Consider the following 21,359-nt stretch of genomic DNA (forward strand, 5'->3'; position numbering starts at 1 on the left):
TTAACGTTGACAGAGAACGGTATTTTCGTAGTCACGCACTACTTGCAGCCACTCGCCGCCGGGGGCGACATCCTGTTGCAGGCAGTAATGCTCCCACACGGCCTGCCAGGGCAGGGATTTCTGCTCTTCCAGCAAGGCCAGCCGGGCGGTGTAATCGCCGTTTTGCTCCAGTTCACGCAAAATGGCGGTGGGCTCAAGCAGCGCGCGCAACAACGCTTTTTTCATGTTGCGGGTGCCGATAACCCAGGCCGCAATGCGGTTAATCGAGGCATCGAAGAAATCCAGACCAATGTGCACCCGGTTAAACAACTGATGACGCACTATTTCATGGGCAATGGCCTGTGTTTCATCATCAAGCAGCACCACATGATCGCTGTCCCAGCGCACCGGGCGGCTGACGTGCAGCAACAGGCGCGGAACAAACAGGCTGGCGCTGGAAATCTTGTCGGAAATTACCTCGGTTGGGTGGAAATGCCCGGCATCCAGACACAGGGCGGTTTGGCGGCTGGCGGCATAGCCCATGTAGAATTCATTGGAGCCAACGGTAAAGCTCTCGGCACCAATGCCAAACAGCTTACTTTCCACCGCATCAATGTGGTGAGCCGGGTCGAATTTTTCGGCGATCACCTCATCGAGCGAATCCAGCAACCGCTGGCGGAAGGCCAGCCGGTCTACCGTCAGGTCTTTCATACCATCCGGTATCCAGATGTTCATCACGGATGCCGTGCCCAGCTCTTTACCAAACCAGGCAGAAATGCGACGGCTGGCCTGGCAGTGTTCAATCCAGAACCGGCGCACCTTTTCATCCGGGTGTGACAGCGTAAAGCCGTCACTACTGAGCGGATGTGAAAAACAAGAAGGGTTAAAATCCAGCCCTAACTGGTGCTCTTTGGCCCATTCAACCCAGTGGCGGAAATGTTCCGGTTCGATGGCGTTGCGCGCAACCGGTGTGTCAGACTCCAGATAAATCGCGTGCAGGTTCAGGCGTTTAGGCCCTGGGATCAAACGAAATGCCTGTTCGAGGTCAGCCCGCAGCTCACTGGCGTTACGGGCTTTGCCGGGGTAGTTACCGGTGGCCTGAATGCCCCCGGTCAGCGCGCCGCTGTTATGCTCAAAACCGGCAACATCATCCCCTTGCCAGCAGTGCATTGAAACCGGGATGCTGTCTAACTGACGCAGTGCGGCATCCACATCCACATTGAGTCGCGCATAACGTTCTCTGGCCAACTGCCAGGCGGTGTCTATCGCGGTATTCATACGGTAAGCTCCTCATTAACCTGGCACAGCGCCTCAAAGCGGCGGTAATGACCAGAAAAATCACTCTGTTGTTTGTTATCTCGCTGCTGCGGCAGGAAGGTTTGCAGCGGAAAGTTTTCTGTCAGCAACTGGCGAAGCGCGGCCTGATCGGCAACATCGCCCAGTGCCATTAACTGGCAGCCGATATTGCCGAGTGTTGAGGCTTCGGTTGGCCCGGCCAGTACCGGTATCTGGCAGACGTCGGCACACAGTTGGTTGAGCAGCGTGTTACAACTGCCGCCGCCAACGATATGCAGGCGCTCAAAAGCGCGGCCGCGTAATTGCCCTAATGTCATCAGGCTCTGACGGTAAGAGAGCGCCAGACTATCGAGGATGCAACGCACAATAGTCGCCGTACTCTCTGGCACCACTTGCCCCTGTTCACGGCAAAGTGTCCGTAATGCCACACTCATTGATTCCGGGTTAATCAGGCGCTCATCATTGGGGTTAATCAGGCTTAAAAACGCCGGTTGTTGTGCGACATCCCGCAGTAGCGCAGGTAAATCGGTGACGTGTTGCTCTTGGCAAACGCGCTGTAACAGCCACATCCCCATGATGTTTTTCAACACCCGGTAGTTTCCGGCCACGCCGCCTTCATTGGTGATATTGGCTGCCAGCGCGGCGCGGCTGGTCAGCGGTTGCGGGCTTTCCATCCCGATAAGCGACCAGGTACCCGAGCTGAGATAGGCGCTGTCGGCATCCTGAAGCGGGGTAGCAACCACGGCGCTGGCGGTGTCGTGGGTGGCGACGGTAACGACCGGCACCGTGCGACCACTGGGGGCAGTCCACTGGCCGACCGGATAACCCGGCTGATGCGGTGTCGTCAGCCATTGCGGCGGTATACCGAGGTAATCGAGCAGGGAATTATCCCAGTCGCCACGGGCTAGATTCAGCAGTTGGGTGGTGCTGGCGTTGGTGTATTCACACGCCATTTGCCCGGTGAGCCGATATTGGAAATAGTCTGGGATCATTAACAGGTGGGCGATTTGCGCCCAGTCATCCGGGTTTTGCTGGCGCAGTGCCCGTAGCTGATACAGCGTGTTGAACGGTAAAAACTGAATACCGGTTTGCTGATAGAGCCGTTCACGCCCAAGCTCGGCGATGACTTGCGACATCTGCCCATCGGTACGGTGATCGCGATAGGCATAAGGCAGGCCGACCCGCTTGCCGTTGGCATCCAGTGGCACCATGTCAACGCCCCAGCTATCAATGCCGATACTGGTGAGCTGAATGCCGCGTGCGTCAACCCGGTGTAGCCCGTAGCGAATCTGGCGCTCCAGCTCATCGAGATCCCACAGGTGGTGGCCTTGCCATAGACGCAGTGCATTACTGAAACGGTGCACCTCTTCCAGCGTCAGACGCCGGGTATCGGTGTCCAGCGTGGCCAGCATCACCCGCCCGCTGGATGCGCCGAGGTCGATAGCTACACAATGTCTGAAAGCCATGCCTTTCTCCCGTGATAGTGCCCATTCGTGATAGTGCCCATTGTCGGGCCCGTTGTGACTGTGAGTGGCAGTGTAGAAAAGATAACGGGGGATGACCTTTTGGTGAGTGCCATCTGTAAAAACGGGTTGGCAAAATGGCAAAGTTGACTGTGAAGTACTTCACAGTTTGGTCGAATAACCGCCGGGAGACGGGCGTGATACTTTGTTTTTGTGCCTGTGATCCTGCACGCATTTCAGCAATTTAGCGGCGCGATCTTGAAAAAATGACCTCGCCGTAGCGATTGCACGGCGCTATTTTAAGGCGCGGGAGTCGCCCTTCTGACTACTATCTTGCTATGCAACATCGGCAGGCGAATGTGGCGGAAAAAAGAGGGAAGGCGGCATGGCACTACTTCATGGCGATGAATTTTTTGCTTCACAGGCAGCGACGGTAGCGGTGGAACCCCGGATGCCACAAGGCGCTTTTCCCGAGCACTATCATGATTTCTGGGAAATTGTGCTGGTGGAGCAGGGGGCAGGGGTGCATGTTTTTAATGACCAGCCCTTTGCATTGTGCAGCGGAGCGGTGTTTTTTGTGCGGGATAATGACCGTCACCTGTTTGAGCAAGTGGAGTCACTGCACCTGACCAATGTGCTGTACCGTTCGCCGCGTGGTTTTCGCTTTCTGTCAGATATTGCCCCGTTCTTGCCTTACGGGGCGAACGGCGAATGGCTGGGGCAGTGGCAGGTGAATACCGCCACGCAGCAACAGGTTAAACAGTTGATTATGCAATTGGCTGCGCTGTCGGCGAGCGATAAGGCAGAGCATGTGGCCACCAGTGAAAGCCTGTTTTTGCAAATTCTGGTGTTACTGAGGCAGAAATGTTTTCGCACCGAAGCCGATGGCAGTGAACAGCAGGGTATTCAGGCGTTGCTGGGTTGGTTACAGCATAATTTCTGTGACGACGTGGACTGGGAAACACTGGCCGACCGTTTTTCGTTGTCGCTACGCACGCTGCACCGGCAATTAAAGCAACATACCGGAATGACGCCTCAGCGCTATCTGAATCGGTTACGGTTGCTGGAAGCACGTCGCCGTTTGCAACAGAGTGATGACTCCATCACCACCATCGCCCATGACTGTGGTTTTAGTGACAGCAATCACTTCTCTACCCAGTTTCGTAAAGCCTTTTCGCTGGCTCCCAAAGCATTGCGCCAACGGATGTGATATACCCCAAGGCGCATACGGGTAACGACTGAGCAATAGGCAACTGAGCAATAGGTGTATGCGCCTTGACATCGCGTGGGTTGAAATTACTGACGGAAGATTATTTTCTTACCGATAAAACAAGAGTAACGGTTGCAGAACGCAGCCCGCAGCCTGCTTTTGGGCTGCATCATCATGACTTTGACGAGCTTGTGATAGTCTGGCGCGGTAACGGGCTGCATCTGTGGAATGATGTGCCCTATCGTATTACCTGTGGCGATCTGTTTTATGTTTCCGCACGCGATCGCCATAGCTACGAATCGGTACACGATTTGGAGCTCGATAACATCCTCTACATTCGTGAGCGCTTAACCCTGCCGACGGACTGGCAACACCTGTTGCCGGGCGCTGACGTGCCGCAGTCGCAGCGCTACTGGCGGCTTGCCACGCAGAGTATGGAGATGCTGCGTGAAAAGGTCGAAAAACTGGCGCAGGAGTGCATGAAGTCCGATCCGCTCTCTTTGCAACTCAGTGAAGTGCTGTTGTTGCAAATCGCGCTGTTGGCGCTGCGTTATCGCTATGCGCCAGACAGTCCCCAACTGGCTGATGCACAGCAACTCGACCTGCTGATGAATGCATTGCGTGCCAGCATTGCCCACCCTTTTCGGCTGGAGGATTTCTGCCAGTTGCATGGCATCAGTATGCGCAGCCTGCGCGGCCGCTTTAAACAGCAAACCGGCATGAGCGTCGCGCAGTATTTGCGCCAGCTCCGGCTGTGCCGCGCCATGGAATTACTGCGCTATAACCGCCAAACCATCAGTGAAGTGGCGGCTGAATGCGGGTTTGATGACAGCAATTATTTCTCGGTGGTGTTTCATCAGGCGTTTGGTGTGACGCCAAGCGGCTACCGCCAGCGCTTTCAGGGGATCGGGAAGGGGTAACGGACGTTGCATAACGACCCGGTGTAGCCTGCCTGTTCAGGCGACCACACCGGTTCAATCCCCGCTCTGCCAATATTGTTATGGACTCTCCTCACGGCGAAAGTCCTGTGCCATAAACGAGGCCGATATCAGGCGAGGGTTTCGCTCAACAGGCTACCCACCTCACTGGCCGGTTGCGTTGTGATAACCACCGGCGCGACGGTGGCGAGGAGCTGTCGGGTATAGGGGTGCTGCGGCTGATTGAAAATCTGCTCTACCGTACCGCGCTCGACAATATCGCCGTTTTTCATCACCACAATGCGGTGACTCATGTGCTGCACCACGCCCAGATCGTGCGAGATAAACACCATCGACAGGCGGAGCTTTTGTTGCAATGCCACCAGTAAATCCAGCACTTGTGCCTGTGTGGTGACATCCAGTGCAGACACCGGCTCATCGCAAATTAACACATCAGGTTCGGCGGCGAGCGCCTGTGCAATGGAAATGCGCTGGCGCTGCCCGCCGGAGAGCGAGCGCGGGCGGCGTGGCAGCAGCGCGGGCGATAACCCGACCAGCTCCAGCAACGTGACAATGCGTTGCTGGCGGGCCTGCGCGCTGAGGTCACGCCGCAGCCGCAGCGGTTGCAGCAGTATCTGCTCAATGGTGAATTGCGGGTCGAATGAACTGAGCGGATCTTGCGTGATGGTCTGGATGCGGGCGCGCAGCGGGCGGCGTTCGCGTTCGCTAAGCGCACTCCACAGCCGGCCTGCAAGCTGCACCGTGCCGCTATCTGGCGATTGCAGTGCCAGCATCACTTTGCCAAGCGTGGTTTTGCCCGAGCCGGACTCACCGACAATGCCCAGCGTTTCGCCGCGCTCAACGGTCAGCGACAGGGTGTTGACCGCTGTCATGCGGCTGCCGTCAGGGCGTCGGAAACTGACTGATACGCCATCCACCTCTAATGCCAGCCCCTGTGTTTCATCCGCTTTTGTCAGCGAGGAAAGCTGTGCCGAGGCCTGTGCGCTCAGTGGGTTCTCGCCCGCCAGCCAGTTGCCGCGGGTGGCGGCAGTCGGAATGGCGGCCAGCAATTTACGGGTGTAGGGATGTTGTGGTGCGGATAATACCTGGCGCGCATCGCCTTGTTCGACCAGTGCGCCTTTTTGCATCACCATCACCCGGGTGGCGACCTGGGCGACCACCGCCAAATCGTGCGTTATCAGCAATACGCCATGACCGGCCTCGGCCAGCGCCGTAAACAGTTTGAGCACCTGCTGTTGAACGGTGGCGTCCAGCGCGGTTGTTGGCTCATCGGCGATGAGCAATTTGGGGCCAGCGGCCAGCGCGGAGGCAATCAATGCCCTTTGGCGCAGCCCGCCGGAGAGTTCGTGCGGGTACTGGGCGGCGCGGTTGACCGGGTCAGGAATGCCGACCTCGCTGAGCAATTGGGCGACGCGGGCGGCAACGTCATGGCGGCTTGCCAGCCGGTGCGTAAGCAGCGGTTCGGCCACCTCCTGACCAATGCGGCGTAACGGGTCGAGCGAAACCAGCGCATCTTGCAGCACAAAGCCGATTTCCCGGCCACGAATCTGCTGCCATTGCCGGTCATTCAGGGTGCGCAGGTTACACAGGCTGCCGTCGTGACGCACCAGTTCGATGACATTGGCCTGAATCTGCGCTCGCTCACCGGCAAGCCCGACCAGTGTGCGGGCGGTGACGGATTTACCTGAGCCCGATTCGCCGACCAGCGCCAGAATCTCACCGGGGTTGACCTGAAAGGAGAGGTGGCGAACGGACTCGACCGGCCCACTCGGGCCGGGAAACGTCACATGTAAATCTTCAACGCGCAGCAGCGGCGATGTGGCGGTGGTCGCTGTCAATGGGGTGCCGGTCTGGCTCATCAGCCTTCTCCTCTGGCCAGCAGGGTTTGCATACGTCGCCCCAGCAGGGTAATGGTAATCACGGATAGCGCGACGATACTGGCAGGAAACAGGCTAACCCAGGGCGCAATATCCAGAAAACTGCGGCCATCAGCCAGCAGTGCTCCCCACTCGGCGGTGGGCGGCACGACACCTAAGCCTAGAAAACTGAGCGCCGAGGCAGAGAGCACCGCATTACCGATACCGATAGTCGCCAGAATCAGCAAAGGCCGGAGCGTATTGGGCACAATATGGCGCAGCACGATATAGAGCGAGCTTTCCCCCAGCGCAATGGCGTGCTCCACATAGCCGGACTGGCGCACTTGCAGCACCTGTGAGCGCACCAGTCGGGCATAACCGGCAATCCCGGCAAACCCGACAGCCAGTAACGTGTTTTCCGGGCCGCGCCCAAGAACGGCGATGACCAGCAGGGCCAGTAACATTTCCGGGAAGGCCAGCATGATATCAAGCAGCCTCACCAGCACCTGTTGCACGGCACGCGGAGCCAGCGCCGACAGCGTGCCAAGCAGAATGCCGCCTGCGCAGGCTATCAGCATTGCGCCAACGCCGATACTCAGCGACAGCGAGGTGCCGTACACCACGCGGGTAAACACATCGCGCCCCAGCGTATCGGTGCCAAACCAATGACCGGCACCGGGTGGCTGAAGCACCGCGCTGATGTCGATATCGTCGGGTTTTAGTGGCGTAAATAGCGTTGGGAAGAACACGGCCAGCAGCAGCAGTAATACCGCGATGGCCGGTAGCAGCGTGGCGGGAGCACGCCACGGGCTGCGAAAGAATGCGCGGCTCCAGGCGTTAATCCGCGCCAGTGAAGGATTGTTCATGAAAGAGGTCGTGTTTAACGGTTCACTGCTCATAGGCATTCCCCTTTTTTCGCAAACGGGGGTCAATAATCAGATACAGCGCATCCACCAGCAGGTTGATGACCACAAACAGCAATGCCGAGAGCATCACCAGCCCCAGCACCAGCGGCATGTCGCGGCTTTCGATGGCGTGCAGCGTTATCTGTCCGATACCCGTGCGGCCAAACACGGTTTCAGTGAGGACTGAGCCGCTTAATACGCCCGCCAGTAGCGTTCCGGTGAGTGTCGAGGCGGCAAGGGCACTGTGACGCAGCGCATGACGCAAACGCAACAGGCTTTCGCTCACGCCACGGGTACGAACCGTCAGGGCAAAGGGTTGTGACAACGCCTCTTCCAGACCGTCACGCAGCACCTGGCTTAGTAAGGCAGCCAGCGGCAAACTGAGGGTGATAACCGGTAAGACCAGCGCAATTATCCCGTCATTTCCCATCACCGGGAACCACTGTAAGCGAAAGCTGAAGACGCTCAGTAGCACAATCCCCACCCAGTAAACCGGGGTGCTCAGGAGGGTGAGCTCCAGCCAGGAGAACAGTGCGCGTAAACGGTGATGGCGGCCTGCTGTCAGCAACGCATTGAAGATAGCCAGCAGCAGTGCCAGCACCAGCGCACTGAGCGCCAGTTGCACGGTCTGCCCCATCGCCTCGCCGATAAGACCGATAACCGGCTGGCGGTATTGATAGCTGGTGCCGAAGTCACCCAGCAACGCCTGCCCGCAGTAGTGCAGATACTGTACCCAGACTGGCTGATCAAGCCCAAATTGCTTAATCAGCGCGGTGCGGTAGGCGGCATCCACCACATTATCGCCCCCGCTCAGGATAGCGACCGGATCGCCGGGCACCAGCTTGACGGCAATGAACGTCAGGGTGGCTGCGCCCCAGAGCACAGCCACGATGGTGAAAAGACGCTGGAGGGCCGCGACGGCCAGATTACGGTTTAAGCCAGACATCATAGAAGTTCGGTTTTGCGTTAGTGGCCCAACTGATGCCCTGCACCTTCTTCGACAGACCTAACTGGAAGGCCGGTACGAACAACGGTACGGCATACGCCTGTTCTATCAATTCACGCTGAATTTGGCTATAGAGCTGCTGGCGTTCGGCATCACCGGCTCCAATCGCTTTTCTCAGCTTGTCATCCAGCGCGCTGGCATGGCTGAAGTTGTTGCCATTTGGCGGAATGTAGTTGGAGTCAAACACGGTGCGCAGAATATCCGGTTCGGCACGCACAAAGTAGTTGGAGGCGATGTCGTAATCATTGCCGTTGGTGCGGCTGGTAAAACCACCGGCATCCACCGGGTTAAGTTGCAGGTCGATACCGGCCTGTTTCACCTGATACTGCACGGCCTGGAACAGCGTGATGTCTGTGGATTCCGACGACGCGGTACTGTAGACGAAGTTTACCGTCAGGCGTTTGCCCTCTTTGGTGCGATACCCTTCGGCATCTTTGCTTTTCCAGCCCGCCTCATCCAGCAGACGGTTGGCTTTATTTAAATCAAAGCCCCACAGCGAAGCGACCGATTTGTCGTAATAGAGCGTAGACGGGCCGAGAATATTGTCGGCCGCTTTCACCGTGCCAAAAAACGCTACTTTGGCGGCGGAGGCGGCATCCACCGCACTCTGGAAAGCCTGACGGATTTTTACGTCCTGAAACGGGCCGCGCGAAGTGTTGAGGTACAGCACCCGGTTAACGCCGGGGTTCTCGCGTGAAATCAGCTCCAGTTTCGGGTTGCTTTTCAGGCTGCCCGCGTTGGCCGGAGGTACGGCGTCAATCGCTAACACCTGGCCGCTGCTCAACGCGCCGAGGCGCACCGAAGACTCCGGCAGGTATTTGAATTCAATGCGATCAAGGTATGCCGGGCCAGTGTGAGTGGCGTAACCCGGCCCCCAATGATAATCCGGGCGTTTTTTCAACTGGCTGCCACTGCCTTTGACAAACGACTCCAGAATAAACGGGCCGGAACCGACGACGGTGTTACTGGTGTTCGGCGTGTTCTTCAGATAGGTCGCAGACTGGATGCCCAGATACGGCAGGCTCAGGCCCTGTAACAAGGCGGCAAACGGCGTTTTATAGCTGATCACCACAGTGTAGTCATCCGGTGTGGTGATGCTGTCTATCGGCCCCAGCAGCGACTTGGAGTAGCTGGAGGTGGTTTTCGGGTCGAGGATGCGATCAAGATTGTATTTCACGGCGGCGGCATCCAGTTTGGTGCCATCGCTAAAAGTGACGTCTTTACGCAGGTGGAAGGTATAACGGGTGTTGTTGTCGGTAATCTCCCAGCGCTCGGCAAGCCACGGCGTAAAGCTGTTATCCGCCGCCTGACCGACCAGCGAGTCCACCACATTGCGCCCGACCAGGGCTGCGACAGAAAACGCGGTGATAGACGGGTCGATAACCGGGGTGTCGCTGCCAAGGCCAATGGTCAACGTACCACCTTGTATCGGCGTGTCAGCCGCGTAAACAGACGGTGTGGCTGTTATCGTCAGTGCAAGAAGCCCGGCGGTAAATAATGGGGTGTGTGTTGAGCGTGTGTGTGTCTTTGATACCGAAAAGCGTTTTGCCATTCCCTGAGTCCTCAAGCTAGACCTTGTAATAAGGATAGTGGTTATGGCACCACTCTAGGGGGGAGCTGGGTAAGATGTAAAAGTATAAAAAATTATTTTTAATTCTTAAAAGAATATAAAAAAACGCGCTCAGACAGAAAAAAACGCCCTAACCCGCATGCGGAAGGGCGCGTTGAACGTGAGAGTGCCTGGCCAGATTCAGTGTGCGTGCTGAGTCGTCAGCGTATCGTCTTCTGACTGATGGGTGAAGCGGTTACGCAAGTCACGCCGTGCCAGCTCCGCGACCCAGAAGCAGAACATGTGGCCAAAAATTTCCGAGAAGTGCTCGGCAAACGGTTGGTCCCACGGTGCGGGTACGGTGCCGAACAGCGGCAGCAGCACAACATGGAAGACGGCCCACAATACCAAACCGTAGAATGCGCCTTGCCAAAGCTTGATACGCGGCCAGAATTCCGCCGCCACGCAATAAAGCACGCTAAAGGTAATTGAAAAACCAAAGTGCATAATAAAGCTCATAATCGGGCGCGGGTTGCCATTAAATAGATAACTCAGGTGTGAGAGATCAAATGACATCCCCAGTTGTTGTAATAGCTGTTGTGGTGGATTAGTCAGATCTCTTGCCGGAGTTCGGGGTGGAAAAGGTATTTCCCAGCCAAATTTCGCAATGGCGCAAATTATGCCGGCAATAATCCCAATAAGCACTGCCAGTATAATTTTTTCCTTAACAGTCCGAGTCTGCATGGTTTATCTCCTTGATATTTTTAAAAATGAAAGCAATCAATGAATGGGTGATTCACTATAAATAAATGTTTATGATTGCCTTCGGTGACAGCATACGCTTTTGTGATGTGATATTCGAGACAAGCAGATGATAATTTTGCTATTTCTATGACTATTAAATAATATGTGTGTTTGTAATGGCTTTGTATTTTATAAGATAAAAATGTGATTGCTGATTTTTATTTTAGGAATTATCTTTTTTTCGTAAAATAGCAAAATTGTTCGGGTTGGAATAATTAATTTAGAATAATAACCACAAGGTAATGTCCCTGATAAATATTATCAGACGATGGCAGGAAAAATGCGTGACGTGCATAGGAGCAGATTTTATCAACGGGTGGGTTTTATTCGTGTTTAACTGGTCGTATGCAGAAAGACGGTGCTATTTCACCTGCGGTTATAGTGAACCTCTCCTGATCTCTGCCAGAAGAGGCTTTTTGATCAATACGTTGCTACAACAGCCACGACCATACCGCTAGCGTGTATGGCCCAGCCATGCCGGTAAGTCATGCAGCCCCATGGCCTGGCGCACCAGTGTCGGTTTTACGCCCGGCAAGGTATCAGCAAGCTTCAGGCCAATGTCGCGCAACAGGCCGCTCACTGGATGGCGGCTGGCAAACAGTGTGCGAAACCCCTGCATACTTGCCAGCATCATCGCGGCACTGTGTTTGCGGCGGCGCTCATAGCGGCGCAGATAGAGATGCTGGCCGATGTCTTTGCCCTGTGCTTGCAGCCGTTTTAGCTCAGTGATTAATTCTGCCGCATCCATCATGCCGAGGTTGACGCCCTGACCGGCCAGCGGATGAATGGTGTGTGCGGCATCGCCCATCAGCACCAGCCGGTGTGCGGCAAAGCTGTGGGCGTAGCGTGCGGTCAGCGGAACACTCTGGCGCTCGCTTTCCAGCGTGCAGCGTCCAAGATGCATATCGAACGTGATGGCCAGCTGTTTTTCAAATTCAGCCTGCGGGGCATGTTGCATTTCCTGCGCACGCTCGGGCGGCAATGACCAGACAATTGAGCACAGATGCGGGTCACTGAGTGGCAAAAAGGCCAGAATGCCGTCGCCGTGAAATACCTGGCTGGCGGTGGCTGCGTGGGGCTGCCCGGTGCGAATTGTCGCCACCAGTGCGTGATGGCCGTAATCCCAAAAAGTGAGCGGGATATCCGCGTGTTGGCGTAACCAGGAGTGCGCGCCATCAGCGCCAACGACCAGTCGCGCGGTCAACATGCTGCCATCCTCAAGGGTGATGAAGGCTTCATTTTCTCCCCATGCCACCTGTTGCAAACGGGCATGGTCGAGCAGCGTGACATCGCGTGACTGTGCCGCCTGTTGCCACAGCGCCCATTGGATCACGTCATTTTCAATGATGTGGCCGAGCCGGGTAAAACTGAGGTCTTCGCCACAAAAATGAATCTGCCCAAAGCTGTCTTTATCCCAGACGTACATGTCGTTGTAGGGGCTAAGGCGTTGCGCTTCAATCAGCGGCCAGACATTGAGTTTACGCAGCAGCGCTTCACTGGCGGCGTTGATAGCCGAGACGCGTAGCGCATACTGACTGCTGAGGGACGGCGCGCTGACGGTGTGCTTTTCCAGCACGGCGACACGTAAACCGCTGCCTTGCAGGCCACAAGCCAGCGCCAGACCGACCATACCACCGCCAGCGATAACCACATCAAATGATTGCATAGAAGATGAATTCCTGTCTGTGTTAACGCTCGATCCAGCCCAGCGTACGTCGTGCCAGTGCATTACGCAGCAGTGGCAGGTGATTCATGGCCATCAACCCCAGATTGCGGCCAACTTCCATTGGCAACAAGCGGTTAGAGAACAGGTGAACTAACCCGTCAGTCAGTGCCACGGTATTGTCTTGATCCGGCAAGCGGCGCTGCTGATAACGCTGCAATACTCGCTGACTGCCAGGGTCTTCACCTTGAGCGGCTGCGTCTACCAGTGTTTGCGCCAGCGTCATCACGTCGCGCAGGCCGAGATTAAACCCTTGCCCGGCAATCGGGTGCAGCGTTTGTGCCGCGTTGCCGACCAGCGCCAGCCGATGGCTGATGTGCTGGCTGGCTCTGACCAGCGCCAGCGGATAACTGTGGCGGGCACCAATCTGTTTAAATTCGCCCAGCCGCCAGCCAAATGCCCGCTGGAGCTGCTGGCGAAAGTGCGCCTCGCTCCAGTTGTCGATGTCGGCCTGCCGGGACAACGGGTGGCACCATACCAGTGCGCTGCGCCCCTGACTCATAGGCAGCAGAGCCAGTGGGCCGTGGGCGGTAAAGCGTTCATAGGCACGGCCACCGTGTGCCTCGGCCGTCGTGACGTTGGCTATCATGGCCACTTGAGTATAGGGCGATGACTGCCACTGGATGCCCGCCTGCTTCGCCAGCGCCGAGCGCGAACCATCGGCAGCAACCAGCAATTGGCCGTGCAATCGTGTGCCGTTATCCAGCAGTACGCTGGCGCTTTGCGCCTGACGCTCGAGTGAAACGACCGTTGCCGGGCAATGCAGGCGCACGCCGGGAGCGTGTTGCAGCAGGGAAAACAGCCGCGTACCGGCCTCATGCAGTTCAATGACATGGCCCAGTGCCGCCAGATGATAATCACCGGCCTGCAAATGCACCCGGCCTGCATGGCCTTGATCGCTGACGTGAATATCGGTGATGGCGGTTGCCACCGGTGCCAGTGCCTGCCACACACCGATGGCGGCGAGCTGCGTACAGGTGCCTTGCGCCAGTGCGATAGCGCGGGCATCAAATCCGGGGTGCGGGTATTGCGAAGGCTGATGGCTTTCCACCAGATCAACGGCAATGCTGCCGCCGGATAAATGCGACAGGGCCAGTGCCAGCGTGGCCCCCGCCATGCCGCCGCCCACAATGATGATACTCATGGCGAATTGCTGCTCCCGTGTGCTAGGCAATGTCAGGCTCTGCTGGCGGCGTTCGCCATCAGCGCTTCAATCTCATCCGGGTCTTTGACGACACCGGCGGTCAGCACCGTGTTACCGTTTTCGGTGATGACAATATCATCTTCAATACGAATGCCAATGCCGCGATATTGTGGCGGAACATCGGCATCTGGTGCGATGTACAAGCCTGGCTCAACCGTCAGCACCATGCCTGGCTGCAACACCCGTCCCCGGTCAGCGCTGCCGTAGTCACCCACGTCATGCACGTCCATGCCCAGCCAGTGGCTGAGGCCGTGCATGAAAAACGCACGGTGCGCCTGTTCGGCGAACAGCGTGTCAACGTCACCGTCAAGGATGCCTAAACGGATGAGGCCACGCAGCATGATCCTCACCACTTCCTCGTTGATTTCACGGATGCTGCGCCCGGGGGCGAACAGTTCAATCGCACGCACTTCTGATTCCAGCACGATGTCATAAATGGCGCGCTGTGCCGGGGTGAATTTGCCATTGACCGGGAAAGTGCGGGTAATATCGCCCGCATAGCCCTGGTATTCGCATCCGGCATCGATCAGTACCAGATCGCCGTCACGCAGCGGGCATTCGTTTTCGGTGTAATGCAAAATACAGGCGTTTTCACCGCCGCCAACGATGGTGTTATAGGCCGGGTAGCGTGCGCCGTGACGGTTGAATTCGTGGTGGATTTCGCCTTCCAACTGGTATTCAAACATGCCAGGGCGGCATTTTTCCATCGCGCGGGTGTGGGCCTGTGCGCTGATTTCACCGGCGCGGCGCAGAATGTCGATTTCTGCTGGCGATTTGAATAACCGCATCTCATGCACCCAGGGACGCCAGTCAGTGAGGGTCGATGGGGCTTTAAAGCCTTTACGCGAGCCGCCGGTACGCAGGGTTTCCAGCGCTGCGTACACCAGTTTGTCGGCGTAATCGTACTCACCCTGAGCGTGATACACCACATCTAACCCATTAAGCAGCAGGTGCAAGTGTTCACCGATGTCGTTAAACGGCAGCGCCCGGTCAATGCCCAGCTTGGCAGGGGCGGCTTCCTGGCCAAGGCGACGACCAAACCAGATTTCAGCGGTAACATCACGCACCCGGTTAAACAGCACGCTGTGGTGGTGATTTTCATCGCTTTTTACCAACAGTAACGCCGCTTCAGGTTCATTGAAGCCGGTGAAATACCAGAAATCGCTGCTTTGTCGGTACGGATACTCGCTGTCTGCGTTGCGTTGTGCTTCGGGGGCGGCAAACAGGATAGCCGCACTGCCTGGTGCCATCTTGTCCAGCAGGGAAAGACGGCGGCGGAGATATTCTTGTTGGGTCATTGCCAGCTCCTGAAAGGCATCAATACAGTATTTATCGGTATGACAATAAAGGCATTAATGTAACGTCGGTTTGGGTTTTTCCGGCGGAACAGCCATCACCGGGCGAATAAATTCGTTATGGCACATGATGGCCGCGACCCGCACGTACTCGATAATCTCTTCCAGAGATTGTGCCAGCTCTTCTTTGTCTTCGTCTTCGTCGTAACCTAACTGGGCAATATTACGAAGATCATCAATGGCTTCTTTAATCTCGCCTTTCAGTTTGCCAAGGTTAGGCTGTACGACGCCCAGACCGAGCAGGAAATGGTTAACCCAACCGGCCAGCGCATCGGCGCGATCAAACACACTGACCTCTTCTTGCGTGTCATCTGGCAAGAATAACTGAAACAAAAAACCCTCTTCTTCCAGCGTATCGCGCGTGGCCTGATACAACTGCTGTAAGGGCTGCGACAGCGCTTGCGGGAATGACAGGCCATCATTGGTCAGTTCAACGGTTAATGTCTTCCAGCTCTCATCATGGTTGCCGCCGCACAGCATGCCGCTTATCAGGCCGTGCATTTCAGCGGCCGTCAGGGCAACCTGATGCTGGTGTAACAACTGGTCGATGGCTTCGTAGCCGGGGAGTGTATTCTGTATGGACATGCGCATTCATCGTCGTTGGCGGGTGGTTCGTGTTATGCTACCACCAAGCTCCGTTGTGATACCAGCAAGCTCCATCGCCCGATAAGCCATCCGGCGCTTTTTCCGTGCGTCAAACTGGCCGTGGCGGTGTTTGCCGCAACGGGGATAAAGGGCTTGTATCTTCGATTTGGGATATATATAGTAGCGCCCGCTTTTTCAGGCCCGGTCACGGGCCACGCAGCGGTGAGCCTCATGCGGGCGTGAAATGACACAAGGCAGGAAGGTGACATGTCTGCACAACCGGTAGATATTCAGATTTTTGGCCGTTCGTTAAGAGTGAATTGTCCGCCAGAACAGCAGGATGCGCTGAATCAGGCGGCAGAAGATCTTAACCAGCGGTTGCTCGACCTCAAGGTGCGTACACGGGTGACGAACACCGAACAACTGGTGTTTATTGCCGCGCTGAATGTGTGCCATGAACTGGCGCAAGAGCGGTTGAAAACCCGTGATTACGCTGCCAATATGGAGCAGCGCATCCGTATGTTGCAGCAGACGATTGAACAGGCGTTGCTGGAACAGGGACGTATTACCGAGCGTCAGGGCGCGCAATTTGAGTAGCACGTCTCGTTTTGACAAAAGTACGGTTTTTCGGAGTAACACATCGCTGCCAGACGTGGTAAGGTAGTGGTGAAAGAACAAAATTTCTCTGAGATGTTCGTCAGCGGGCAAGTCCCCTGAGCCGATATTTCAACTTTTAGAATGTAATGCTCCGTGGTTGGTGAGCACGCTCGGTTCGCCCGAGAAGCCTTAAGACTACGACGTTGCGTTCACCTTGAACCAAGGGTTCAAGGGTTACAGCCTGCGGCGGCATCTCGGAGATTCCCTCTTTCTTTTCCCGTTCTCATTCCCTCTTCTTATCTGTGACTGCGCATGAACTCAGCCAGTGCTTCTTCCGATTCCGGTATTAATATCTCTTTGTTACGCCAGCAGATTCGCCAGCAGGTGCGGGCGCAGCGGCGCAGCTTAAGTCCACAGCAACAACGCGAGTTTGCCCATCAGGCGGCTGACCGGGTGATGGCCCATCCGCGAGTGGCGTCGGCCAGCCGGGTCGCGCTGTTTTTGTCGTTTGATGGTGAGCTTGATACCCAGCCATTGATCGCCGCGCTGTGGCAGCAACAAAAACAGGTCTACCTGCCGGTGTTGCATCCATTTTGTGCCGGACACCTGCTGTTTTTGCGCTATAGCGAACACACCGAACTGGTGCGAAACCGTCTGAAAATAGAAGAGCCCCGGCTGGATGTGCGCCATGTGCTGCCGGTCTGGCAGTTGGATGTGTTGATCACACCGCTGGTGGCGTTTGATGCCCGCGGCCAGCGGCTTGGTATGGGTGGCGGGTTTTATGACAGAACCTTACAGCACTGGCGTACTCACGGGCCTTACCCTATCGGGCTGGCGCACGATTGCCAGCAGGTAGCAGAGCTCCCCGTCGCAAGCTGGGATATTCCATTGCCGGAAGTGATAACCCCCTCCCGCTACTGGCGCTGGTCTGCCGAACCTGAGTGAGCCTCACTCAGGTATTCGGGATCTGCCGCTCATGGCCGAGTAACTGTTGCACCAGCTCGACGCAACGCAGAAAGCGGCTGTCATAGTCTGATTCGGTCACATGAACATAGGGCACGTTGTTTTCTGCCAGCATCGCCTTGAGTACATCCTGAAAGGCTTTGCGATCCGCTGAGCTGCCGAGGCTGCGTAAGCCGTCAGCCACCCAGGGCGTGTTATTTTCCAGCAAAATCACCAGATCAAAACGGTACTCTTCAACCAGCGCCTGCACAAAGGGGTGTTCACGACCTTCGTATTTTTTGCAAAACGCCTGCGTGGTAATGAAATCGGTATCGATGAACGCCACTTTATTCGCGTATTTCACTGCAAAATCAATGTACTGAGCTTGCCCCAGGGCGATTTTGTCGTAATCGGAATACTGGAGCGCCATTTCATCGCCGCCCAGATGGGAAAACACATAATCGCGGCCATATTCCCAGGCGCTGGTGGTGTTGAACATGTTCGCCAGTTTGTTGACCAGCGTCGATTTACCGCTCGACTCGCCGCCCAAAATCGCCACGGTGCGCACAAAGAACGGTTTGACCTCGGTCGGGATGTATTCCCAGTAGCGGAACGGATCGTTGCGGATCTGCGCACCGCTGATGTTCATGAACGATCGTTTCGGGTCGATCAGTACGGTGTCGATGCCCAGATGCTCGCGGTATTGCGCCGCATCTTGCTCTTCGCTGGTGTAGACGTAGCGCGGGTCGATGCCTTTTTCTGCCATGAATTGCTTGATGCCACGGCTCCAGACATCCCAGCCGTGCGGATACGGCTCCATGCCCTGCTCGTTAAACGCGTGAATATGAATATTTTTTTGATATTTAAACGTTTGCAGCAACCAGCGCAGGCGGTCGCTCACGGTTGGCTGTTGTGACATGGAGCTGTGTTCAAACAGCAGGCGGTCACGCGGCTCATCATAGCCCAGCACGACATGCAGTTCGTCTACCTGGCTACAGGCGCGCTGGATCAAGTAAATATGGCCGGTGTGCAATGGGTAGAACTTACCGAATACCACGCCAATACTCTTTTGCTGATAGGGAAACTCCAGCCCCAAAAAGCGGTGTAATGACTCAAGCTTTTGCGCGCTGGGGCTTTTGATTTTGGCATTTAGCAACTGGCTCAGGTAGCCTTTGGTCATGCCTGCGGCATCGGCCACCTGTTGCAGGGTACAGCCTTTTTGTCTGATGGCGGTTTTCAGGTAATCGTAGGGAGACATGCTTTGCTACTCCGGTGCAGCGGATAAGGCGCGATACCAGCCATACGTCAACGAGCAGGCGCGCAGGCGGCACGCCGCATCAGGTTAGGTACGCTTTTACATGGCCGTGATATTAACTCAGTGAGGATATTCACGTCGTGACTATATTAAAACTCGGGTCGGTGAAATCTGGCAGAAATTACCACTCTTCAAGGATTGCCAGCGCATCTGATAGTTTTTTCACCCCCATCACCTGCATGTTGGCAGGGGGTTTTTTGGGCATGTTGGCAAACGGCACGATAGCACGTTTAAAGCCATGTTTTGCCGCCTCCGTGATGCGCTCCTGACCGCTTGGCACCGGGCGAATTTCGCCAGCCAGCCCCACCTCGCCAAACACCACCAAATCCTGTGGCAGGGGGCGGGCGCGAAAACTCGACACCAGCGACAGCAGCAGCGCCAGATCCGCGCTGGTTTCAGTCACTTTCACGCCGCCGACCACGTTGACGAATACATCCTGATCGGCCATTTGCAGGCCACCGTGGCGGTGCAGCACCGCCAGTAAAATCGCCAGCCGGTTTTGTTCCAGCCCGACCGCCACCCGGCGTGGGTTGGCCATCATCGAGTGATCGACCAGCGCCTGAATCTCGACCAGCAGCGGGCGGGTGCCCTCCCAGACTACCATCACCGAACTGCCTGAGGTGATTTCATCGCCCCGGCTGAGAAAAATGGCCGAAGGATTACTGACTTCCCGCAGGCCTTGCTCGGTCATGGCGAAAACCCCCAGTTCATTCACCGCACCAAAGCGGTTTTTGTGGCTGCGCAGAGTGCGAAAACGGGAATCGCCGTCGCCGTCGAGCAGCACGGAGCAGTCAATGCAGTGTTCCAGCACTTTAGGGCCCGCCAGTGAGCCGTCCTTCGTCACATGGCCGACCATGATAATGGCCACACCGCGGGTTTTGGCAAAACGCGTCAGGTAGGCGGCGGTTTCACGTACTTGCGCCACGCTGCCGGGAGAGGACTGAATATCCGCCAGATGCATCACCTGAATGGAGTCGATGACCATCAGCCTGGGTTGCTCTTGTTCGGCAATCAGGCAAATTTGCTCGATACTGGTTTCAGAGAGCATGTTGATGTGCTGTGCAGGCAGGCCGAGGCGGTGAGCGCGCATCGCCACCTGCTGGAGCGATTCTTCGCCGGTGACATACAGCGTTTTCATCTGTTCGGCGAGTTTGCATAACGTTTGCAGCAACAGCGTACTTTTACCGGCACCGGGGTTACCACCGATGAGGATGGCACTGCCTGGCACCACGCCACCGCCCAGCACCCGGTCGAACTCCAGAAAGCCGGTGGAGAAACGCGGCAGAGCTTCCAGGCTGATGTCCGCGAGTTTTTGCACCCGGCTCACACTGCCACTGTCCCCGGCATAACCGGAGAAGCGGTCACTGCGTGATGAGGTGCTTGCGGCAGCGGCAAGGCGCACTTCGGTAATCGTGTTCCAGGCATGACAGGCGCTGCACTGGCCCTGCCAGCGTGGGTAGTCGGCCCCGCATTCATTGCAGACAAACGCGCGTTTGACGGCTTTGGCCATGAATTCCCTCCGGTTTACTGCTCTTTACTGCACATCTTCTCTTATTCTCTTGCGCTCAGGTTTAGCTTTTTTCGTGCCGCAGACTGCCGCTCAGAATACACAGTACCCCGGTCAGGTCGGCGTGACGAATGCTGACCGCGCTTTGTTGATTTACCTTGGGCTTGGCGTGATAGGCAATGCCCAGTCCGGCGGCTTTGATCATCAGCAGGTCATTGGCTCCATCGCCAATGGCGAGGGTCTGATGTGGGGCAATACCGAGTTTTTCCGCCAGCTGGTGCAGGGTATCAGCTTTATATTGTGCATCGACAATCGGGCCAATCACTTCACCGGTCAGTTTACCGTCACGCATCCCCATTTCATTGGCGACAGCGGCGACCAGCCCCAGCTCTTCACGCAGGTAGTCGGCAAAATAGGTAAAACCACCGGAGGCGATAGCCAATTGCCAGCCTGCTTCCTGCAACTGCCTGACCATGGTTTTCAGCCCCGGCATTAGCGGCAGTTTATCGCGAACCTGGCGCAGGATATTGGCATCGGCCCCGCGCAGGGTGCCGACACGCTGACGCAGGCTGGCGGCAAAATCCAGCTCGCCACGCATGGCGCGCTCGGTCACTTCCGCCACCTGCTCGCCGGTGCCAGCCAGTTTGGCGATTTCATCAATGCACTCGATTTGAATGGCGGTGGAATCCATGTCCATGACCAGCAGGCCCGGTGCGCGCAGGCTGGGGGTGTTATCCATCGGTGCGACATCCAGCCCAAGGTCGTGTGCGACTTTGGTGATACGCGGCGTCAGCGTACCAGCCAGCCTGACGACCTGATACTCTTCCACGCTCCAGGCGCTGACCACGACCAGCGGGTCATCCAGACGGCGCTGAACCCGGGAGAGCAGGTACTTATCGAGCACGTCGCCATACATCAGCCAGCCAGTATTGCCTGCGCGGTAATCGAGCGGCATGACTTCGTCGTCACTGAGTGACAGCGGGAGATTTGGCCAACAATTGATCTCATCGGGCAGATCGCTATAGGTCAAACGGTTCGACATGGGTGAAATATCCTTTCCTGCGGGTCGTGATAAACGGGTGGGGTGGATGGTCATAAATCAACGCAACAAGCTATCCTATCGCT

General features: G+C 56.4%; 18 protein-coding genes and 1 other RNA gene. 5 read left to right on the plus strand and 14 right to left on the minus strand.

Going from position 1 to position 21,359, the window contains the following annotated elements; all coding sequences use genetic code 11:
- The gene (locus DAQ1742_RS02485; protein ID WP_035339571.1) at positions 1-1,257 is read right to left on the minus strand and encodes an L-rhamnose isomerase; all 1,257 of its coding nucleotides are present in this window, start codon (positions 1,255-1,257) and stop codon (positions 1-3) included.
- On the minus strand, positions 1,254-2,741 hold the full coding sequence (gene rhaB / locus DAQ1742_RS02490) for a rhamnulokinase (RefSeq protein ID WP_035339572.1): 1,488 nt from the start codon (positions 2,739-2,741) through the stop codon (positions 1,254-1,256). The genes DAQ1742_RS02485 and rhaB overlap by 4 nt, the downstream gene beginning before the upstream one ends.
- Before the next feature lie 382 nt (positions 2,742-3,123).
- Between rhaB and rhaS the strand changes: the two genes are divergently transcribed.
- Together rhaS and rhaR are read left to right on the plus strand one after the other, a co-directional pair.
- Positions 3,124-3,948 (plus strand): HTH-type transcriptional activator RhaS, encoded by an 825-nt coding sequence (gene rhaS, locus DAQ1742_RS02495; protein WP_035339573.1) that lies wholly within the window; start codon positions 3,124-3,126, stop codon positions 3,946-3,948.
- Between the two features lie 65 nt (positions 3,949-4,013).
- Positions 4,014-4,868, plus strand: coding sequence for an HTH-type transcriptional activator RhaR (gene rhaR, locus DAQ1742_RS02500; protein ID WP_035339574.1), 855 nt, complete (start codon positions 4,014-4,016; stop codon positions 4,866-4,868).
- A gap of 128 nt (positions 4,869-4,996) precedes the next feature.
- Here rhaR and DAQ1742_RS02505 read toward each other — a convergent pair whose 3' ends face one another.
- The 9 genes from DAQ1742_RS02505 to DAQ1742_RS02545 all read right to left on the minus strand — a co-directional run bounded on the left by DAQ1742_RS02505 (position 4,997) and on the right by DAQ1742_RS02545 (position 15,873).
- Entirely contained in the window at positions 4,997-6,745 is a 1,749-nt protein-coding gene (locus DAQ1742_RS02505; RefSeq protein WP_051123996.1) for a dipeptide ABC transporter ATP-binding protein, read from the minus strand.
- Positions 6,745-7,641 (minus strand): ABC transporter permease, encoded by an 897-nt coding sequence (locus DAQ1742_RS02510; RefSeq protein WP_035339575.1) that lies wholly within the window; start codon positions 7,639-7,641, stop codon positions 6,745-6,747. Before DAQ1742_RS02510 ends, DAQ1742_RS02505 begins: the two co-directional genes overlap by 1 nt.
- Positions 7,631-8,596 (minus strand): ABC transporter permease, encoded by a 966-nt coding sequence (locus DAQ1742_RS02515; RefSeq protein WP_035339576.1) that lies wholly within the window; start codon positions 8,594-8,596, stop codon positions 7,631-7,633. Before DAQ1742_RS02515 ends, DAQ1742_RS02510 begins: the two co-directional genes overlap by 11 nt.
- Positions 8,574-10,205 (minus strand): ABC transporter substrate-binding protein, encoded by a 1,632-nt coding sequence (locus DAQ1742_RS02520; RefSeq protein ID WP_035339577.1) that lies wholly within the window; start codon positions 10,203-10,205, stop codon positions 8,574-8,576. The genes DAQ1742_RS02515 and DAQ1742_RS02520 overlap by 23 nt, the downstream gene beginning before the upstream one ends.
- Before the next feature lie 198 nt (positions 10,206-10,403).
- Positions 10,404-10,946, minus strand: a complete 543-nt coding sequence (locus tag DAQ1742_RS02525) for a YagU family protein (protein ID WP_035339578.1) — start codon at positions 10,944-10,946, stop codon at positions 10,404-10,406.
- A gap of 514 nt (positions 10,947-11,460) precedes the next feature.
- Positions 11,461-12,672: an FAD-dependent 2-octaprenylphenol hydroxylase gene (gene ubiI, locus DAQ1742_RS02530; protein WP_035339579.1), complete on the minus strand. Its 1,212-nt coding sequence runs from the start codon at positions 12,670-12,672 to the stop codon at positions 11,461-11,463.
- 22 nt (positions 12,673-12,694) lie between these two features.
- Entirely contained in the window at positions 12,695-13,873 is a 1,179-nt protein-coding gene (gene ubiH / locus DAQ1742_RS02535; RefSeq protein WP_035339580.1) for a 2-octaprenyl-6-methoxyphenyl hydroxylase, read from the minus strand.
- 32 nt (positions 13,874-13,905) lie between these two features.
- Positions 13,906-15,231: a Xaa-Pro aminopeptidase gene (gene pepP, locus DAQ1742_RS02540; protein ID WP_035339581.1), complete on the minus strand. Its 1,326-nt coding sequence runs from the start codon at positions 15,229-15,231 to the stop codon at positions 13,906-13,908.
- A gap of 54 nt (positions 15,232-15,285) precedes the next feature.
- A complete protein-coding gene (locus DAQ1742_RS02545; RefSeq protein ID WP_035339582.1) occupies positions 15,286-15,873 on the minus strand; it encodes a YecA/YgfB family protein in 588 nt (195 codons plus the stop codon).
- A 267-nt stretch (positions 15,874-16,140) separates the two neighbouring features.
- Between DAQ1742_RS02545 and zapA the strand changes: the two genes are divergently transcribed.
- From zapA to DAQ1742_RS02560, 3 genes are all read left to right on the plus strand, one after another.
- Complete coding sequence (gene zapA, locus DAQ1742_RS02550; protein ID WP_035339584.1) at positions 16,141-16,470, plus strand: cell division protein ZapA; 330 nt, start codon at positions 16,141-16,143, stop codon at positions 16,468-16,470.
- An 82-nt stretch (positions 16,471-16,552) separates the two neighbouring features.
- A non-coding RNA gene (gene ssrS / locus DAQ1742_RS02555) (6S RNA) lies at positions 16,553-16,735 on the plus strand.
- 47 nt (positions 16,736-16,782) lie between these two features.
- Positions 16,783-17,415 carry a 5-formyltetrahydrofolate cyclo-ligase gene (locus DAQ1742_RS02560; protein ID WP_035339586.1) on the plus strand — a complete coding sequence of 211 codons (633 nt, stop codon included), beginning with the start codon at positions 16,783-16,785 and terminating at the stop codon, positions 17,413-17,415.
- Positions 17,416-17,422: 7 nt separating this feature from the next.
- On the opposite strand, the gene nadR is transcribed toward DAQ1742_RS02560, so the two are convergent.
- From nadR to serB, 3 genes are all read right to left on the minus strand, one after another.
- The gene (nadR, locus tag DAQ1742_RS02565; protein WP_035339588.1) at positions 17,423-18,670 is read right to left on the minus strand and encodes a multifunctional transcriptional regulator/nicotinamide-nucleotide adenylyltransferase/ribosylnicotinamide kinase NadR; all 1,248 of its coding nucleotides are present in this window, start codon (positions 18,668-18,670) and stop codon (positions 17,423-17,425) included.
- 178 nt (positions 18,671-18,848) lie between these two features.
- Positions 18,849-20,237 carry a DNA repair protein RadA gene (gene radA / locus DAQ1742_RS02570; RefSeq protein WP_035339590.1) on the minus strand — a complete coding sequence of 463 codons (1,389 nt, stop codon included), beginning with the start codon at positions 20,235-20,237 and terminating at the stop codon, positions 18,849-18,851.
- A 61-nt stretch (positions 20,238-20,298) separates the two neighbouring features.
- Positions 20,299-21,276: a phosphoserine phosphatase gene (gene serB / locus DAQ1742_RS02575; RefSeq protein ID WP_035339595.1), complete on the minus strand. Its 978-nt coding sequence runs from the start codon at positions 21,274-21,276 to the stop codon at positions 20,299-20,301.
- Positions 21,277-21,359: the final 83 nt, after the last annotated feature.

The organism is Dickeya aquatica (assembly GCF_900095885.1).
In the GTDB taxonomy this organism is placed as follows: domain Bacteria; phylum Pseudomonadota; class Gammaproteobacteria; order Enterobacterales; family Enterobacteriaceae; genus Dickeya; species Dickeya aquatica.

Coding starts and splice junctions, on each gene's coding strand:
- DAQ1742_RS02560 (WP_035339586.1), top strand. CDS start 16,783: ATGAACTCAGCCAGTGCTTCTTCCGATTCCGGTATTAATATCTCTTTG.
- DAQ1742_RS02485 (WP_035339571.1), bottom strand. CDS start 1,257: ATGAATACCGCGATAGACACCGCCTGGCAGTTGGCCAGAGAACGTTAT.
- zapA (WP_035339584.1), top strand. CDS start 16,141: ATGTCTGCACAACCGGTAGATATTCAGATTTTTGGCCGTTCGTTAAGA.
- rhaS (WP_035339573.1), top strand. CDS start 3,124: ATGGCACTACTTCATGGCGATGAATTTTTTGCTTCACAGGCAGCGACG.
- rhaB (WP_035339572.1), bottom strand. CDS start 2,741: ATGGCTTTCAGACATTGTGTAGCTATCGACCTCGGCGCATCCAGCGGG.
- DAQ1742_RS02505 (WP_051123996.1), bottom strand. CDS start 6,745: ATGAGCCAGACCGGCACCCCATTGACAGCGACCACCGCCACATCGCCG.
- nadR (WP_035339588.1), bottom strand. CDS start 18,670: ATGTCTCCCTACGATTACCTGAAAACCGCCATCAGACAAAAAGGCTGT.
- DAQ1742_RS02525 (WP_035339578.1), bottom strand. CDS start 10,946: ATGCAGACTCGGACTGTTAAGGAAAAAATTATACTGGCAGTGCTTATT.
- serB (WP_035339595.1), bottom strand. CDS start 21,276: ATGTCGAACCGTTTGACCTATAGCGATCTGCCCGATGAGATCAATTGT.
- DAQ1742_RS02545 (WP_035339582.1), bottom strand. CDS start 15,873: ATGTCCATACAGAATACACTCCCCGGCTACGAAGCCATCGACCAGTTG.
- ubiI (WP_035339579.1), bottom strand. CDS start 12,672: ATGCAATCATTTGATGTGGTTATCGCTGGCGGTGGTATGGTCGGTCTG.
- DAQ1742_RS02510 (WP_035339575.1), bottom strand. CDS start 7,641: ATGAGCAGTGAACCGTTAAACACGACCTCTTTCATGAACAATCCTTCA.
- DAQ1742_RS02520 (WP_035339577.1), bottom strand. CDS start 10,205: ATGGCAAAACGCTTTTCGGTATCAAAGACACACACACGCTCAACACAC.
- pepP (WP_035339581.1), bottom strand. CDS start 15,231: ATGACCCAACAAGAATATCTCCGCCGCCGTCTTTCCCTGCTGGACAAG.
- ubiH (WP_035339580.1), bottom strand. CDS start 13,873: ATGAGTATCATCATTGTGGGCGGCGGCATGGCGGGGGCCACGCTGGCA.
- radA (WP_035339590.1), bottom strand. CDS start 20,237: ATGGCCAAAGCCGTCAAACGCGCGTTTGTCTGCAATGAATGCGGGGCC.
- DAQ1742_RS02515 (WP_035339576.1), bottom strand. CDS start 8,596: ATGATGTCTGGCTTAAACCGTAATCTGGCCGTCGCGGCCCTCCAGCGT.